Origin of the sequence: Kitasatospora sp. NPDC004614 (genome assembly GCF_042873675.1) — a bacterium.
GTDB lineage: Bacteria > Actinomycetota > Actinomycetes > Streptomycetales > Streptomycetaceae > Kitasatospora.
Genome location: NZ_JBIALR010000022.1, coordinates 65,197 through 82,695, shown reverse-complemented (window position 1 = coordinate 82,695; position 17,499 = coordinate 65,197). Strand labels below are relative to the sequence as shown.

Annotated in this window: 15 protein-coding genes; 13 read left to right on the top strand and 2 right to left on the bottom strand. The window is 71.9% G+C overall.

The genetic code is table 11. The features are described 5' to 3' along the window. Positions 1-235: 235 nt before the first annotated feature. The 6 genes from ACFYST_RS31585 (at position 236) to ACFYST_RS31560 (ending at position 5,964) form a co-directional block, all read left to right on the top strand. Positions 236-1,426 (top strand): GDSL-type esterase/lipase family protein, encoded by a 1,191-nt coding sequence (locus ACFYST_RS31585; protein ID WP_387867369.1) that lies wholly within the window; start codon positions 236-238, stop codon positions 1,424-1,426. 356 nt (positions 1,427-1,782) lie between these two features. Further along, a complete protein-coding gene (locus ACFYST_RS31580; protein WP_387867308.1) occupies positions 1,783-2,943 on the top strand; it encodes a PAS domain S-box protein in 1,161 nt (386 codons plus the stop codon). A 20-nt stretch (positions 2,944-2,963) separates the two neighbouring features. Then, positions 2,964-3,326 carry an STAS domain-containing protein gene (locus ACFYST_RS31575; RefSeq protein WP_387649174.1) on the top strand — a complete coding sequence of 121 codons (363 nt, stop codon included), beginning with the start codon at positions 2,964-2,966 and terminating at the stop codon, positions 3,324-3,326. After that, entirely contained in the window at positions 3,323-3,751 is a 429-nt protein-coding gene (locus ACFYST_RS31570; RefSeq protein WP_387649044.1) for an anti-sigma regulatory factor, read from the top strand. The genes ACFYST_RS31575 and ACFYST_RS31570 overlap by 4 nt, the downstream gene beginning before the upstream one ends. 13 nt (positions 3,752-3,764) lie before the next feature. Next, complete coding sequence (locus tag ACFYST_RS31565) at positions 3,765-4,778, top strand: SpoIIE family protein phosphatase (RefSeq protein ID WP_387867306.1); 1,014 nt, start codon at positions 3,765-3,767, stop codon at positions 4,776-4,778. A 34-nt stretch (positions 4,779-4,812) separates the two neighbouring features. After that, positions 4,813-5,964: a PAS domain S-box protein gene (locus tag ACFYST_RS31560; RefSeq protein ID WP_387867303.1), complete on the top strand. Its 1,152-nt coding sequence runs from the start codon at positions 4,813-4,815 to the stop codon at positions 5,962-5,964. A gap of 95 nt (positions 5,965-6,059) precedes the next feature. Here ACFYST_RS31560 and ACFYST_RS31555 read toward each other — a convergent pair whose 3' ends face one another. Continuing rightward, positions 6,060-6,761 (bottom strand): response regulator, encoded by a 702-nt coding sequence (locus ACFYST_RS31555; protein WP_387649051.1) that lies wholly within the window; start codon positions 6,759-6,761, stop codon positions 6,060-6,062. 671 nt (positions 6,762-7,432) lie between these two features. Here ACFYST_RS31555 and ACFYST_RS31550 point away from each other — a divergent pair. The 7 genes from ACFYST_RS31550 (at position 7,433) to ACFYST_RS31520 (ending at position 16,582) form a co-directional block, all read left to right on the top strand. Further along, the gene (locus tag ACFYST_RS31550) at positions 7,433-8,779 is read left to right on the top strand and encodes an amino acid permease (RefSeq protein WP_387867366.1); all 1,347 of its coding nucleotides are present in this window, start codon (positions 7,433-7,435) and stop codon (positions 8,777-8,779) included. A gap of 118 nt (positions 8,780-8,897) precedes the next feature. Further along, positions 8,898-10,121, top strand: a complete 1,224-nt coding sequence (locus ACFYST_RS31545; RefSeq protein ID WP_387867300.1) for an arginine deiminase — start codon at positions 8,898-8,900, stop codon at positions 10,119-10,121. A 75-nt stretch (positions 10,122-10,196) separates the two neighbouring features. Beyond that, positions 10,197-11,201: an ornithine carbamoyltransferase gene (gene argF, locus ACFYST_RS31540; RefSeq protein WP_387867297.1), complete on the top strand. Its 1,005-nt coding sequence runs from the start codon at positions 10,197-10,199 to the stop codon at positions 11,199-11,201. A gap of 2 nt (positions 11,202-11,203) precedes the next feature. After that, positions 11,204-12,199, top strand: coding sequence for a carbamate kinase (locus ACFYST_RS31535; protein ID WP_387867294.1), 996 nt, complete (start codon positions 11,204-11,206; stop codon positions 12,197-12,199). A gap of 24 nt (positions 12,200-12,223) precedes the next feature. Beyond that, a complete protein-coding gene (locus ACFYST_RS31530; RefSeq protein WP_387867292.1) occupies positions 12,224-12,997 on the top strand; it encodes an HPF/RaiA family ribosome-associated protein in 774 nt (257 codons plus the stop codon). Between the two features lie 360 nt (positions 12,998-13,357). Continuing rightward, positions 13,358-15,739 carry a phosphoketolase gene (locus ACFYST_RS31525; RefSeq protein WP_387867290.1) on the top strand — a complete coding sequence of 794 codons (2,382 nt, stop codon included), beginning with the start codon at positions 13,358-13,360 and terminating at the stop codon, positions 15,737-15,739. A 45-nt stretch (positions 15,740-15,784) separates the two neighbouring features. Next, complete coding sequence (locus tag ACFYST_RS31520; RefSeq protein ID WP_387649067.1) at positions 15,785-16,582, top strand: universal stress protein; 798 nt, start codon at positions 15,785-15,787, stop codon at positions 16,580-16,582. Positions 16,583-16,768: 186 nt separating this feature from the next. Here the strand turns inward: ACFYST_RS31520 and ACFYST_RS31515 are convergent, their stop codons facing one another. Continuing rightward, on the bottom strand, positions 16,769-17,395 hold the full coding sequence (locus ACFYST_RS31515) for a hypothetical protein (RefSeq protein ID WP_387867288.1): 627 nt from the start codon (positions 17,393-17,395) through the stop codon (positions 16,769-16,771). Positions 17,396-17,499 lie beyond the last annotated feature (104 nt).

Sequence of the window (17,499 nt, the reverse complement as noted above, 5' to 3'; positions counted from 1 at the left end):
CGACGGCCGCGGCCCCATGCTTCGGCCGGGCCCCGGGGGAGCAGCCGGACGGTGGCGGCCGCTGCGGGCCGCACCGGGGATCATCCCCGCGGGCCCCGATCATCGGACCAGTACTCCCGTCCCATCAGCACGAAATCTCCAACTCGGGTCGCTAGGTTCGGGGAGGGGCCAGATGGCTCCGGCCGGGCACCCGCCCGGCCGGACGGGGCCGAGGCGAGGAGGGGTGGCAGTGACGATGCGGGAGTACCCGCTGGCGGGCGGGCCGCTGGAGGTACGGGGCGCGCTGGACCTGGAGGCGACGGCGGCGGGGGTGATGCCGCGACGGTTGCCGGCCTGGACGAAGGAGCAGTACCAGGACCCGTCGGTCTACGGGGGCACGGTGATGCCGTCGGGGGTGCGGCTGGTATTCCGCACCGATGCGCGGGTGCTGGAGTTCGTGGTCCTCACCTCCACCGGGCAGCTCGACAGCGACCCCCGCCCCCGGCCGACCGGGATGCTCGAACTGACGGTGGACGGTGTGCTGTTGGGTCGCCGACGAGCACCGTTGGGGAACGTGTGGCGGATGGCGGCCCCTGGGGCAGCGCCGCGGCTGATCCCGGGAGAACCTGGGACGGCGCGCTTCGCCGGGCTGCCGGCCGGGATGAAGAACGTCGAACTGTGGCTGCCGCAGCAGACCCCCACCGAACTGGTGGCGCTCCGGGCCGACGGTGAGGTCCTGGCGCCGCTGCCCGACGGTCGTCGCCGGTGGGTGCATCACGGAAGTTCCATCAGCCACTGCCTCGAGGCCGACGGCCCCACCGGCACCTGGCCCGTGGTGGCGGCGTCGCTCGGGGGCGTGGAAGTCACCAACCTCAGCCAGCCCGGCAACGACATGCTGGACCCCTACGTCGCCCGGACCATCCGCGACCTGCCCGCCGACCTGATCAGCATCAAAACGGGCATCAACATCGTGGGCCTGGCCACCTTCCGGCTTCGGACGTTCGGTCCGGCCGTCCACGGATTCCTCGACACCATCCGGGACGGGCACCCCGACACCCCGCTGCTGGTGATCTCCCCGGTCAGCTGCCCCGCACTCGAGACCCACCCCGGCCCGACCACGACCGGCCGCGACGGAAAGGTCACCGCACTGGGCGACCCGGCCGAACTGGCCCGCGGGGCACTGTCGTTGCAGGTGGTCCGCGACGAGCTGGCAAGGATCGTCGCACTCCGTCAGGCACACGACCCTCACCTGCACCACCTCGACGGCCGCGACCTGCTCGGCCCCACCGAGACGGCCGACCTCCCCGACGGCCTGCACCCCTCCGCCGCCGCCTACCGCCGCATGGGCGAACGCTTCGCCGCCCACGCCTTCGCCGCCGAGGGCCCGTTCCGGCCGGCGACCGGTGAGGGCGCTCCGGCGGGGGAACGGGGGGACTGCCCGTCGTAAGTTGACCCTCCCTGCCGATCTCCCACGGGGCCACCACCGGTCCGGACACCCCGCCGACCTGGCGGGTCGCCACCCTCGACCCGGAGGGCGTTGAGCTGCTCGTCCGCCACCTCACGGCCCGGTGACCTGGCGCGACCCGGTGCCCGTTGGAGCAGCGGCCGACTGCCGAGCAGGGACGCGGTGGTCGGTCGTCGGCATGCTGGGTCCGCCCGGTAGCATCAGCGCGGACGGGACCGCAACGTCGCCCGTGGATGCCCGACCCGGGCCGTACGAGAGGGGAGATGGGGCCGACTATGACGACGACGCCATCGATAGGTGAGCAGGAGCCCCAGGCGACTGTGCGTGAGCTTGAGTCCATGCTGGACGCGGTCACCGATCAGGCTTTGATCAAGATCAGCCCAAGTGGGCAGGTGGTTCGCTGGAGCCGCGCTGCCGCGTCGATGACGGGTTACACCGACGCCGAGATGGTGGGGCGGTCGGTGTCGGTGCTGCACACCGCGGAGGATCGCGACGCCGGACTGCTGGATCAGGAACTGGCCGCGGCACGCAATGAGCGCCGGTGGAGTTTTGAAGGCTGGCGGATCCGCAAGGGGGGCGAGCGTTTCCTGGCCAGGGTCGCTCTGACGCCGGTTCTGGGCGAAGAGGGCGCAGTGACCGGCTTCGTCCTGGCCCTGCGGGATGTCACTGAAAGTGCGCGGGCCGAGTCGATGTTCCACGGTCTGCTGGAGTCGGCCCCGGACGCCATGGTGATCGTCGGCCCGGACGGGCGCATCGTACTGGTCAACCGGCAGACCGAGACGCTGTTCGGCTTCGATCGCGGGGAACTGGTCGGCCGGGAGATAGAGGTGCTGGTACCGCCGCGGTACCGCGACCGCCACGTAGGCCACCGCAACGGCTTCCTCACCGGCCCCCGGCTGCGGCCGATGGGCGCGGGACTCCAGCTGTCCGGAATGCGCAGGGACGGCACGGAGTTCCCCCTCGAGATCAGCCTGAGCCCGCTCCAGACGGCCGAGGGTCTGCTGGTTGCCGCAGCGATCCGCGATGTCACCGAGCGCAGGGAGACCGAGCAGCGGCTGCAGCGCCAACGCGACGAGATCCTGGAGCTGTCCACGCCGGTGATCCAGGTGTGGGACAAGGTACTTGCGTTGCCGATCATCGGGACCTTGGACACCCTGCGAGCCACCCGGCTGACCGAGGGCCTGCTGGAGAAGATCGCCCAGACTCAGGCGGAGGTGGCGATCCTGGACATCAGCGGGGTGCCCACCATCGACACCCAGGTGGCTCAGCATCTGCTGAAGACCGTCCAGGCGGCTGCGCTGATGGGGGCGGTGAGCATTCTGAGCGGGGTGCGGCCGGAGACCGCGCAGTCCATGGTGCACCTGGGCATCGACATGGGGCGCCTGCGGTCGCGCAACACCTTGCAGGACGCGTTGCAACTGGCGCTGGCGCTGCTGGCCGAGCGGGCCGGGACCGCCGAGACCGCCACCCGGGCGCTGTCCATGGGGGGTTCGCTGTGAGCGACGACGTCGTACCGGTGATGCGGATCGGTGACACGCTGCTGGTGGCGTTGCAGGGCGACCTGGACGACACGACCGTGGTCCAGATCGAGGAGCAGCTCACCCGGGAGGTCGCGCGCACCGGTGCATCCGGGATGTTGATCGATGTGAGCCGGCTGACTATGGTCGATTCGTTCATCGCACGGGTGCTGGCGCGAATCGTGGCGATGATCCGGCTACTGGGAGCCCAAGCCGCGATCGTGGGAATTCAGCCCGCGGTGGCCATCACACTGGTGGAACTGGGTGTTCCGATGGGCCATTTGGACACGGCGCTCAACGCCGAGCAGGGCCTGGCGCTGCTGCAGCGGCTGCGCCGCGCCGAGAACGGTGCGGTCCGGCCGTGACCTGGAATACCACAACGGACGCCGAGCCGGCCGTCTTCGCGATCGCCCATGAGGCCGATCTGATCCGGGTCCGCAAGGTCCTGCGTGCCGAGGCCGAGGCGGTGGGTCTGGGCCTGGTCGACGCGACCAAACTGATCACGGCCGGAAGCGAGCTGGCTCGTAACATCCTCAACTACGCCACCGGGGGCCGCGGCCGGATCCGTGCCGAGCAGGTGTACGAGCAGGGGCGCCGGGGAGTGCGAGTCACCTTCGCCGACGACGGTCCGGGCATCGCCGACATCGAGGCGGCGATGACCGACGGCTTCAGCACCAAGGGCAGCCTGGGCCTGGGCCTGCCGGGGTCGCGACGGCTGGTGGACGACCTGACCCTCACATCGGACGCCGACTCGGGCACGACCGTGGTGATCGTGAAGTGGCAGCGGTAACAGGAGTGCGGCAATGAGCGAGAACGAACACCGCCTCCATGCAATCGAGGCAGAGGAGGACGTGGGTGCCCTGCGCCGGGCGGTCGCCCGGATGGCAGTCGGCCAGCACGGCCTTCCTACGGGCGTGGCCGAGTTGGTGGCAACCGAGCTCGGCACCAACCTCGTGCGGCACGCCCACCCCGGGGGATACGTGCTGGCCCGCAAGACCGCAGACGGGATCGAGCTCATCTCTGTCGACCGCGGCCCGGGAATGACAGCGGCGTCCCTCACTCCCCCGGTGGACCTGGTGCCGTCCTCGAACCGTCGTGGCGGTCTGAATGCCGGGTTGGGCGTCGTGCGGCGCAACTCCGCCGAGTTCGACTGGTACTCCACCCGGGGAGGCACGGTCGTCTACGCCCGGCTGGGCGCCAACCCCTCAGGCACGGCAGGGCATTGGCGTTTCGGCGGAGTCAATGTCCCGCTGGGCGGTGACGGCGAGTCCGGAGACGCGTGGTCGGTCACGCCTGGCGAGCGGCTGACCGCCCTGGTCGTCGACGGCCTCGGCCACGGCGCCGGTGCTGCCTTGGCGGCGAGCGCCGCGATCACCACGTTCGAGCACGGCCCGGTCACCGCCCTCGACGACTTCATCCGGCGAGCCCATCAGGCGATGCGCGCCACCCGGGGCGGTGTCCTGGGCGCGTGCGTCATCGACCCTGAGAACGGCGAGCTCAGCTACGCGGCGGTCGGCAACATCACCGGACGGATCATCACCAACGGTCACCGCTCGGTCCATCTACTGGACCGCCCGGGCACCCTCGGTACCCATCTCCCCGTTCCGCGCACACACCTCCAGCACTGCCGCTGGGAACCCGGCTCGACCCTGGTGCTGACGTCGGACGGGATCCGCTCCGGCTGGAACCTGGAAGACCACCCCCGGCTGCTGGAGCACCACCCGGCGATCATCGCCGCCGTCGTGCACCGCGACCACGCACGGCCCTCTGACGACGCCACCGTGCTCGTAGTCCGCGATCGCAGCGGCATGCCATGATGATGCCCGGCATATGACAGACGACGGAGGACAGTTGGCCATCGGAGAGCTCCGCGACACCCAGCCCACCGACAGCGCGGAGCTGATCGCCGACCTGCGCCAGGAGCTCGACGACACCAACCGGGGCCTGATCGCGCTGCACACCGAACTCGAGGCGGCCCAGCGCGCGGCGTCCCGGCTCGCGGCCATCGTGACGTCTTCGGACGACGCCATGATCTGCGTCGATCCCGCGCCCACCCACCTCGTCCAGACCTGGAACCCGGGCGCTCAACGCCTGTTCGGCCATACCGAGCAGCAGATCGTCGGGCAGCCGGCCGGCGTACTCCTGCCCGGTGGGGCGATGGACGCTCTCCACACCGCAGTGGCGGAGATCCGCGCCGGTGGACGCGCGGAGCCGCACGAGACCCGGTGGCGCCGATCGGACGGCACCGAGGTCGATGTGGCCGTCACCGTCTCGGCGATGTCCGGTGCCGACGGCACGTTGATCGGCTTCTCCACCGTGGCACGGGATATCACCGCGCAGCTCGCCGCCCAGGCCGAGCTGGCCGCCGCCCGTGCCGAACGCGAGGTACAGGGGGATCGCGACCGAATTGCCCGCGACATGCACGACCTCGTCATCCAGCGGCTGTTCGGCGGCGCCTTGACACTGGAGTCCACCCTGGGCCTGCTTGCCGACCGGCCGCAGGTGCACAAGCGGGTCCGGCGGGTCAGAGACGACCTGGACGACACCATCCGGGTCATCCGCTCCATGATCTATGCCCTGCGGGAGCAGAAGCAGGACAGGGATGGCAAGGGTCTGCGCTCGCGACTGGTGGCAACCACCGAGCGGGCCACCGAGGCGCTCGGCTTCGCCCCGGCGCTGCGGATGACCGGCCTCCTGGACACCGACGTGTCCACCGAGTTCGCCGACCAACTGCTGGCCGTGCTGGGCGAGGCCCTTTCCAATGTGGCCCGGCATGCCCACGCCACCGCCGTCGATGTCAGTGCGGAAGTCACCGCCGCGGATCTGTGCCTGCGAGTGAGCGACAACGGCCGGGGCATCGACCCGGCCGTCACGCGCCGCAGCGGACTGGCCAACCTGCGCTCGCGTGCCGAGGAGCTGGGCGGCACCTTCACCCTCGTCGCGAATCAGCCGGCCGGCACCGTTCTCGAATGGATCGTCCCCCTCAGCGGCAGTCACAGCTGACCGGAAGTCCCTGACGCGACCGGCACTCGCTGACGATGTGCCGGTCGCCCAGGTCGCCCAGCTCGCGCCGCCAGCCGTTGCACGGGCGTGGTTCGCTAGGCCGGGCGGCCCGCATTGTGGTGGTGGCCGGGGCCGGCGAGGGTCTGGGTGGCAATGATGGCGGCCTGGACGCGCCGCTCGACGCCGAGCTTGGCCAGTAGCCGGGAGATGTGGTTCTTCACGGTCTTCTCGGCGAGGTAGAGGCGCTGGCCGATCTGCCGGTTGGTCAGGCCCTCGCCGATCAGCGCGAGGATCTCCCGTTCGCGGTCGGTGAGTTGGGGCACGTTGGACGGCTCGGGGGCGGCGTCGGCGCGCAGCCGGGCCATCAGCCGGGTGGCGGCGCCCGGGTCCAGCATGGACTGCCCGGAGGCAACGGTGCGCACGGCGGAGACCAGGTCGGTGCCGCTGACCTGCTTCAGAACATAGCCCGAGGCGCCGGCCAGGATCGAGTCGAGCAGGCCCTCCTCGTCATCGAACGACGTCAGGATCAGGCAGGCCAGCTCAGGCATTTGGGAACGCAGCTCCCGGCAGACCGTCACCCCGTTGCCGTCCGGCAACCGCATGTCGAGGATCGCCACATCGGGGCGGAGCGCCGGTACCCGGGCCAGCGCCTGCGCGACGGTGCCGGCCTCGCCGACCACGGTCAGATCGGGCTCGGCGTCCAGCAGGTCGTGGACGCCGCGGCGGACCACCTCGTGGTCATCCAACAGGAACACCTTCACCGGGGCATTTGTCTGACCTGCCACGTTGTCCGCCATGTCATCTCCATGTGCCGTGCCCGCTCCCGCAGCGGACAGAACAATCTACCCCGGCGGCCTGTCATAGCTGAAGATCGTCTGAGATGACGGGACTGCCCTACTTGCCTCGGGGTGACGTAGCCGGGATGTGAGTCACCACGCGGTGACGCCTGCCGATTGCCGCAGGCGGCCCGGGTGGTCCGCGGCCTCCTCCCTCTCAAGTGCCTGGGTGAAGCGGCGTCCTGTGCTTGCCGACCGCCCCGCTGCTCTCGCGCCCCGGCACCTGCCTGACAGGGACCGACGGGTCCGCAGCAAAGGCCACGGGCCCCGGACCGGATGGGCGCGCAGGTGGAACAGGCCCTCGACGGGGTGTGGCAGGGGCGAACCAGCAGGTGGCGGCCCTTCAGTTCGAGACCTGTCACAGCGGCTGCCGGTCGGGGACCGGGGCTTTCAGGCCGTTGCGGCTGGGACCGGTGGCGGCACGATCAGGGCCCGTAGGTCCCTGGGTCGCTTCGCCTCGCTGATCGAAGATCTTTATCGGCGGACGGCAAACCCTCACCGCGTCCCGTCCCGTCCTCCCAGCCCATCGCCCAAGGAGTCAGATCATGTCCGCGCCCGACCGTGCAAGACCAGCAGCCGAGCCACCCGCGCAGGGGAACAAGACCTTCGGGCTGCCTGCGGCGACTGCGCTGGTGGTCGGTAGCATCATCGGTACCGGGGTGTTCGCGCTGCCGTCCGCGCTCGCGCCCTACGGGCCGATCGCGCTGGTCGCGTTCGTGCTGGTGACCATCGGGGCGCTGGCGCTGGCCGTCACCTTCGGGCGGCTGTCCGAGCGGGTGCCGGGCAGTGGCGGTCCGTATGTCTACGCCCGGGAGGCGTTCGGCGAGTTCGCCGGCTTCCTGACTGCCTGGTCCTACTGGATCACCGCCTGGGCCGGGAACGCGGCCATCGCGGTGGCCTGGGTCGGCTATGTCGAGGTGTTCGTCAACAAGGGCCACCACACCTGGACGTCGACAGCGATCGCGCTGATCGGCCTGTGGGTGCCGGCGATCGTCAACCTGACCGGGGTGCGCAACATCGGCGCCTTCCAGGTGGTCACCACGGTGCTGAAGTTCCTGCCGCTGGCGTTCATGGCCACCGCCGGGCTGCTGTTCGTGAAGTCCGGCAACTTCGGGGCCTTCAACGCGAGCGGCGGCTCGGCGCTGGGCGCGATCTCGGCGGCCGGGGCGATCGCGCTGTTCAGCTACATCGGTCTGGAGACCGCCTCGGTGGCGGCCGGGCGGGTGCGCGACCCGCGGCGCAACGTGCCGAGGGCGACGATATACGGCACGCTGGCCTGCGCCGCGATCTACCTGCTCGGCACCCTGGCCGTCTTCGGCACCGTGCCGCACGCCCAACTCGCCTCCTCCAGCGCGCCGTTCACCGACGCCATGAACAACATCGCGGGCGGCCACTGGGCCGGCAACCTGGTCGCCGCCGCGGCGATCATCTCCGGGGTCGGCGCGCTCAACGGCTGGACGATGATCTGCGCGGAGATGCCGATGGCGGCGGCCCGCGACGGCCTCTTCCCGCCCGTGTTCGCCGGCACCAAGGGGCGCGGCGAGGTGCCGGCCTTCGGCATCATCTCGGCGACCGTCCTCGCCTCGGTGCTCACCGTGGTCAGCTACACCCGCTTCACCAAGGTGTTCACCGAGATCGTGCTGCTGAGCGTGCTGACCGCGGTGATCCCGTACCTGATCTCGGCGGCCGCCCAGCTCTACTGGCTGGTGCAGCACGACCGCAAGCAGCTCGACCGGCGGCGGCTGATCAAGGACATCACTATCACGGTGCTCGCCCTCGCCTTCTCCTACTGGTCGATCCAGGGCAGCGGCTACCAGACCGTCTACTACGGGCTGTTCACCATCCTGCTCGGCATCCCCGCCTACATCTGGGTGAAGCGCCCGCACCCGACCCACGGCACCGCCGCCGAGGCCGACCCCACCGCCGTGCCCGGCCCGGCCGCCAAGACCGGCCCTGCCGAGGCGCCGCCACTGCCGTAGGCGGCCCTCACCGCCCGGCCTGCCCGGCCTGCCCACCGTCCTGCGCCGCGCCCTGACCGCGCGTCACCGGCACCGACAACCCCTGCAGTACTGAACTCCCTTGAGAGGAGCGCCACCGATGTCCACCCTTCGTGTCGATTCCGAGGCCGGCCGCCTGCGCCAGGTGATCCTGCACCGACCGGGCCTGGAGCTGGCCCGGCTGACCCCGGGCAACGTCGACGACCTGCTGTTCGACGACATCCTGTGGGCCAAGCGCGCCCGGGAGGAGCACGACGCCTTCGCCCAGGTGCTGCGCGACCACGGCGTACGCGTGCACCACTACACCGACCTGCTCGCCGAGACCCTCGAACTGGCCCCGGCCCGCGTCTGGCTCCTCGACCGGGTGGCCGCCCCCGCCATCGTCGGCCCGGCCCTGGTCGAACCGGTCCGGGACCTGTGCGAACAGCTCGACGGCGCCACGCTCGCCGAGTACCTGATCGGCGGCGTCCTCAAGAACGACCTCCCGCTGCACAACCCCCACAGCCTGCACTGGCACACCCTCGGCGACCAGGACTTCGCCCTGCCGCCGCTGCCCAACCACCTCTTCCCGCGCGACAACTCCTGCTGGATCGGCGCCCGTTACAGCCTCAACCCGATGGCGAAGCCGGCCCGCCGGCGCGAGACCCTGCACACCGCCGCGATCTACCGCTTCCACCCGCTGTTCGCCGAGACCGCGCCCCCGCTGCTCGACGGCACCACCGCGCCCGCGGGCCTCACCGTGGAGGGCGGCGACGTCCACGTCCTCGCCCCGGGCGTCGTCATGATCGGCATGGGAGAGCGCACCACCGCCACCGCCGTCGAAACCCTCACCCAGCAACTGTTCCTGACCGGCACCGCGCACCGGGTGATAGCCGTGCGCCTGCCGCAGAGCCGGGCGTTCATGCACCTGGACACCGTCATGACGATGATCGACCGCGACACCTTCACCCTCTACCCGGGCCTCGCCGACCAGCTGCGCTCCTGGACCCTCACCCCCGCCCCCGAACGCCCGTCCGGCTTCGACGTGCGGCCCGACACCGACCTCGCCGCCTCCCTCGCCGAGGCCCTCGGCCTGGACAAGGTCCGCTTCCTGTCCGCCGACCAGGACACCCGCGCCGCCGAACGCGAACAGTGGGACGACGGCAGCAACTTCCTCGCCCTCGAACCCGGCGTCGTCGTCGGCTACGAACGCAACACCACCACCAACACCTACCTGCGCAAGCAGGGCATCGAGATCGCCACCATCGCGGGCTCCGAACTCGGCCGCGGCCGCGGCGGCCCGCGCTGCATGAGCTGCCCCATCCAGCGCGACCCCGCCAACTGACCGACCGCGACCGACACCAACCGACCGACACCAACCGACCGACACCAACCGACTGACCGGCAAGGAGAACCCGCCATGACCGCCGACCTCAACGGCCGCCACTACCTGCGTGAACTCGACTTCACCGCCGCCGAGATCCACCTCCTCCTCGACCTCGCCGCCGAACTGAAGGCCGCCCGACGCACGGGCACCGAAACACCCCGGCTGACCGGCCACCGGATCGCCCTGATCTTCGAGAAGGCCTCCACCCGCACCCGCTGCGCCTTCGAGGTCGCGGCGGCCGACCAGGGCGCCATGACCACCTACCTGGGCCCGGACGGGTCGCACATCGGCCACAAGGAGACCATCGCCGACACCGCCCGCGTCCTGGGCCGGATGTACGACGCCATCGAGTACCGCGGCTTCGACCAGGACGCCGTCACCGAACTCGCCGCCCACGCCGGCGTCCCCGTCTACAACGGCCTCACCGACCGGTGGCACCCGACCCAGAGCCTGTGCGACGTGTTCACGATGCGCGAGCACAGCCGCAAGCCGCTGGAGGAGATCTCCTTCTGCTACCTCGGCGACGCCCGCAACAACACCGCCCACTCCCTGATGGCCATGGGCGCCCTCCTCGGAATGGACGTCCGCATCGCCGCCCCGCGCGAGCTGTGGCCCGACCCGGAACTGGTGTCCGAATGCCTGCTGCTCGGCCAGGACAGCGGCGCCCGGTTCCTGCTGACCGACGAAGTGGACGAGGCCGTGCGCGGCACCGACTTCCTCTACACGGACGTGTGGGTGTCCATGGGAGAGGACCACGCCCGCTGGGCCGAGCGGATCGCCCTGCTCCTGCCCTACCAGGTCAACGCGAAGACGATGACGGCGACCGGCAACCCCGACACCGCGTTCCTGCACTGCCTGCCCGCCCTGCACGACCGCCGCACCGACCTCGGCGCCGAACTCGCCGCCGAACACGGCCTCGACGGCCTCGAAGTCACCGACGAGGTCTTCGAATCGCCCGCCTCGCTGGTCTTCGACCAGGCCGAGAACCGGCTGCACACCATCAAGGCCGTCCTCGTCGCCACCCTCGGGAAGAAGTGACCATGCGCATCGTCGCCGCCATCGGCGGAAACGCCCTCCTCCAGCGGGGCGAACACCCCGACGCCGCCGTCCAGCAGCACCACGTCCACGACGCCGCCCGCTCGCTCGCCGCACTCGTCACCGCCGGACACGAGGTCGTGATCACGCACGGCAACGGCCCGCAGATCGGCCTCCTCGCCCAGGAGAGCGAGGCCGACCCGGCGCTCACCGCGCCGTACCCGCTGGACGTCCTCGGAGCCCAGACCCAGGGCATGATCGGCACCCTGCTCGCCCGCGAACTGACGGGCCTGCTGCCCGGCCGGGCCGTCACCGCACTGGTCACCCACACCGAAGTCGACCCCCACGACCCCGCCTTCCACCGGCCGACCAAGTTCATCGGCGGCCAACTCACCGACGACCAGGCCCGGTTGATGGAGACCGAACGCGGCTGGACCACCGCCCGGGACGGTGCGCGGATGCGCCGGGTCGTCCCCTCCCCGCGGCCGGCGGCGATCGTCGAACTTCCCGCCATCCAGGCCCTGCTGGGCACGGGAGCGGTGGTGATCGCCGCCGGCGGCGGAGGCATCCCCGTCACGCGGGACCCGGACACCGGCCGGGTCCGCGGCGTCGAGGCCGTCGTCGACAAGGACCTGGCCGCGGCGCTGCTCGCCGAGCAGCTCGACGCCGACGTGCTGTTGATCCTGACCGACGTCACCCACGTGTTCGCCGGCTGGGGCTCGGCGCATCCCGAGCCGCTGCTCACCGCGACCCCCGAGCGCCTGCGCGCACTCGACCTGCCCGAGGGCTCGATGGGCCCCAAGGCCGACGCCGCCGCCACCTTCGCCGAACGGACCGGTGGCCTCGCGGCCATCGGCCCCCTCGACGACGCCCTCGGCACGATCCTCGGCACCACGGGCACCACGGTCCGCGCACTGCCGACGGCCGCAGGACCGGAACCCAAGGCGCTGCCGACGGGACCGTCAGCCACCGGCCCGGCCGATCAGCGCGCGGCAGTCTGAGAACCACCCGGAAAGGAAACTGCGATGACCCGTCTGCAGAGCCGACCCGCCACCGAGGTCCTGGTCGCGACCCGCGGCGAAGTCTCCCTGGCCGCGCCCGAATACGCCCGGACCAAGCTGCTCGCGGTGCTCGAACGCCTCGACGAGCCCGTCCTCGCGGCCCGGGTGAAGCTCACCCAGGAGGCCAACCACGCGGTCGCCAAGCCGTCGATCGCCCAGGCCACGGTCGACCTCAACGGACGGCCCGTGCGCGCCCACGTCGCCGCCACCACCATGCAGGAGGCCGTCGACCTGCTCCAGGACCGCCTGAACGCCAGGATCGCTCGCCTGCGGACCCACCGCCACCACCGCCACCACAGCGAGGCGCCCGCGGCCGCCGCGCACGAACACCGGCCGCAGCGCCGCGTGCTGGGCACGGAGGAGCGCCGCATCGAGCGGCACAAGACCTACAGCCTCGCGCGGCAGAGCGCGGGGGCGGCGGTGTTCGAACTGGAGGCGATGGACTACGACTTCCACCTGTACACCGACACGGCGACGGGCCGCGACAGCGTCGTCCACCGGGACGCGACGACGGGGGAGTACCGGATCTCCTCCGCCGGCCCGGCGCCCGAGGCCGAACCGGGCATCCCGGTGAGCACCGCCGGCGTCCCCGAGATCACCGTCACCGAGGCGGTCGCCCGCCTCGACCTGGGCGGCCTGCCGTTCGTCTTCTTCACGGACGCCACGACCGGTCGCGGCAACATCCTGTACCACCGGTACGACGGCCACTACGGCCTGATCACTCCCGCCGACCAGTAGCGCGGGTGAAAGCGGGCTCGATCGCGGGGACTTGACCCGCGCCAGAGCGGAGCGCCGGAAGCGGGTTCGACCGCTTCCGGCGCCGTTGCCGCCGGCCAGGTCGAGCAGGCGCTGGTCGTGCCGCAGCATGGCCAGGACGAGCACCGCCAGGGTCCCCGTTCCCGGGCCTTACGTCCCGGCGGCGGGCGGTGGGCCGGGGCCGTTTGAGCGAGGCACAGGACGGGCAGGGACCACCGGCCCGTTCCCCGTGCAGAATGTGGCCTGTTCGGCCCTGCGGAGGATCCGGCCGCGGGGCGACGATGAGGGCCGACCGCCCGCCGGCGGTCGGTGAAGCCGGCAGACTCCGAGGAGAGCGCAGCCATGTCCGACACCCCCAGCAGTTCGGCCCCCGGTGGACCGTCCGACGAGGAGGTCCGGGCGCTCGACGCCCACTGGCGGGCCGCCAACTACCTCGCGGCGGGCCAGATCTACCTGATGGCCAACCCGCTGCTGCGCGAGCCGCTGCGCCCGGAGCACATCAAGCCCCGCCTGCTGGGCCACTGGGGCACCTCGCCCGGCCTGAACCTGGTCCACACCCACCTCAACCGCGTGATCAAGGCCCGGGGCCTGGACGCGGTCTGCGTCTGGGGACCCGGGCACGGCGGGCCCGCCGTGCTGGCGAACTCCTGGCTCGACGGCAGCTACACCGAGACCTACCCGAGCGTCACCCGGGACGCGGACGGCATGGCCCGGCTGTTCCGGCAGTTCTCCTTCCCCGGCGGCGTGCCCAGCCACGTCGCCCCCGAGACACCGGGTTCCATCCACGAGGGCGGAGAACTCGGCTACGCGCTGTCGCACGCCTACGGCGCCGCCTTCGACAACCCCGGCCTGCTGGTCGCCTGCGTCATCGGCGACGGCGAGGCCGAGACCGGACCTCTGGCGGCCTCCTGGCACGGCAACAAGTTCCTCGACCCGGTGCACGACGGCGCCGTCCTGCCGATCCTGCACCTCAACGGCTACAAGATCGCCAACCCGACCGTCCTGGCCCGGCTGCCCGAGGCGGAACTCGACGCACTCCTGCGCGGCTACGGCCACGACCCGCTGTACGTCACCGGCGAGGACCCGCGCACCGTCCACCGGGCCATGGCCGAGGCCATGGACACCGCACTGGAGCGGATCGCCGCCCTCCAGCACGAGGCCCGCGCCGAGGGCAGCACCAGCCGACCGCACTGGCCCCTCATCGTGCTGCGCACCCCCAAGGGCTGGACCGGCCCGGCCGTGGTGGACGGACTGCCGGTCGAGGGCACCTGGCGCGCTCACCAGGTCCCGCTCGACCAGGTCCGCGACAACCCCGCGCACCTGCGGCAGCTGGAGGAGTGGCTGCGCTCCTACCGGCCGGAGGAGCTCTTCGACGAGAACGGCCACCCGGCGGCGCCGGTCCTCGACTGCGTCCCCGAAGGCCAACGTCGCCTCGGCGCCAACCCGCACGCCAACGGCGGCCTGCTGCTGCGCGACCTGCCGATGCCGCCGCTGGAGCGCTACGCCGTACCCGTGGACAAGCCCGGCGCCACCCTGCACGAGCCGACCCGGGTCCTGGGCGACCTGCTGGCCCAGGTGATGGCGGACACCGCCGAGCGCCGCGACTTCCGCCTGGTCGGCCCGGACGAGACCGCCTCCAACCGGCTCCAGGCCGTCTACGCGGCCACCGGCAAGGCCTGGCAGGCGCAGACCCTGCCCGTCGACGAACACCTCGCCCCCGACGGCCGGGTGATGGAGATCCTCTCCGAACACACCTGCCAGGGCTGGCTGGAGGGCTACCTCCTCACCGGCCGCCACGGCCTGTTCTCCTGCTACGAGGCCTTCGTCCACATCGTCGACTCCATGGTCAACCAGCACATCAAGTGGCTGCGCACCACCCGTGCCCTGCCCTGGCGCGCCCCCATCGCCTCGCTCAACTACCTGCTCACCTCGCACGTCTGGCGCCAGGACCACAACGGCTTCTCGCACCAGGACCCCGGCTTCGTCGACCACGTCCTCAACAAGAGCCCCGAAGCCGTCCGGGTCTACTTCCCGCCGGACGCCAACACCCTGCTCGCCACCGCCGACCACGTCCTGCGCAGCCGCGACTACGTCAACGTCGTGGTCGCCGGCAAGCAGCCCTGCTTCGACTGGCTCACCCTCGACCAGGCCCGCGTCCACTGCGCCCGGGGCGCCGGGATCTGGGAGTGGGCCGGTACCGAGGACGGCACCCGCGAACCCGACGTCGTGCTCGCCTGCGCCGGGGACGTTCCCACCCAGGAGGTCCTCGCGGCCGCCCAGCTGCTCCGTACCCATCTGCCCGACCTGGCCGTCCGGGTGGTCAACGTGGTCGACCTGGCCCGGCTGATGCCCGCCGAGGAGCACCCGCACGGCATGCCCGACGCGGAGTTCGACGCCCTGTTCGGCCGCGACCGACCGGTGATCTTCGCGTACCACGGCTACCCGTGGCTGATCCACCGCCTCGCCTACCGCCGCGCCGTCCACCCCCACCTGCACGTGCGCGGGTACAAGGAGTCGGGCACCACCACGACGCCCTTCGACATGGTGGTCCGCAACGACCTCGACCGCTACCGGCTCGTCATGGACGTCATCGACCGGGTGCCCGGCCTCGCCGCCCGGGCCGCCGCCCTGCGCCAGGAGATGGCCGACCGGCGCACCCGCCACCACGACTGGATTCGGGAGCACGGCACCGACCTGCCCGAGATCACCGACTGGACCTGGTAGAGCTGACGTCCAACCAGGGGGGCCGACCGTCAGGAGACCAGCACCGTGGACCTACCCGTCGCCGTCGGAGTGGACGGCTCCGACCCCAGCCTGGCCGCCGCCGACTGGGCCGCCCGCGAGGCACTGCTGCTCGGCCGCGCGCTGCGCGTCCTGCACGCCCTGCCCCTGACGCCCCAGCCGCTCCCCGGCCGGCCCGCCGGGCGCCGGCCGGACCCTGATGCCCTGTTGCACGAGGTCTGCCATGTTCTGGCGGTGCGGTACCCCCGGTTGGAGATCCGCTCCGACGAGGTCCACGACCTCGCCCCCGCGGCGCTGCTGGCCGCGGGGGAGGACGCCGAACTGCTCGTCGTCGCCGCCCGCGGTACCGGCGGCTTCCCGGATCTGCGGGTCGGGTCCACCGCCCTGCACCTGGCCGCCCGGGCCGGCTGCCCGACCGTGGTGCTGCCGGTGGACCCGCCGGGTCCGGATCCGCGCGAGCAGATCGTGCTCGGGCTGGACGCCCGCCGACCCGCCGAGGCGGCCCTGGAGTTCGCCTTCGCCGCCGCGCACCGCCACGGACTGCCGCTGCGGGTCGTGCACGCCTCGGCCACCGGCCTGCCGGACGACGAGGCCGAACTCCTCGCCCGCGTCCTCGCACCGTGGCAGGCCGCCCACCCCGAGGTCGAGGCCGTCCCGGAGAGCACAGGCGCGGGAGCGGGCCCGGCACTGGTGGAGGCGTCCGCCAAGGCCCGACTGCTGGTGCTGGGCAGGCGGCCCGTGCTCCTGGTCGGCGCGCTCGGCCCGGTCGGCCACGCCGTCCTGCACCACACGCTCTGCCCGGTCGCCGTCGTCCCGGACGCGTGAGCGGGACCTTCGTGCGGTACCGGAGGGCTGCTCGGCCTCGGTGACCGCCCCGGGGCGACCGCGAGTCCGTTCCGGACACCCTGGGTCGCACGCAGCCGACGACACCTTCCCCGTGGCGGGGGCGGTGCCGCCGGCTGCGGCAGCGGGGCCTCGGCGTGCGGTGCTTCCGGGGACGGCGGTGGGGGCTCAGCGGAGCCAGGCGTGCTCGCGGACGACCGGGAGGGCGGCCCAGCGGCGCCCCAGCCCCCAGGTGTCGCCGGCGCCGAGGGCGGCCAGCGCGAGGAGCAGCAGAGCGTAGACGACGTGGTAGTCGACGACGGGGTTGCTGGAGCCGCTGGCGGCGCCGTTGGCGAGGTGGCGGGCGGGCGGCCACTCGGCGGCCCACATCATGGCCAGCAGCAGGGTGCCGCCACCGGCGGCGACGCGCATCCCGACGCCGCCGACGAAGGCGAGGCCGATGCCGAGCAAGCCGAGCATGAACAGCCAGTCGGCCCAGGCCTGCCCGGCCCAGGCGTGGAAGGTGGACTGGAGCGGACCGGCCGAGACGTGGCTGAGGAAGCCATTCGTCGGGGAGCCGCCGTTGAGCCAGGAGCCGGCCTCTCCGGTGGCGTAGCCGAGGCCGAACGTCTTGTCGAGGAAAGCCCAGAGGAAGACCGAGCCGACGGTGATCCTGGCGCCCGCGACCGCGAGCCCTGCCCCGGTGGTCAGGGCGACGGTGCCTGATGCCTCCCCGGCGCGCCGGGTCGCGACCGGGCGCCGGCCCGTGGTGAGACGGTGGGTGAATCGGGGGAGGTGCGGGTGGTGGGCGGCCATGGCGAGCTCTCCTTGTCGATTTCACGGTGGATCGGTCGTTTTGTGGTGCTGGGACAGGACCGTCGGCCGGGCCCCGAGGTGCCGGGGCCAGGTCGTGCGGGTGG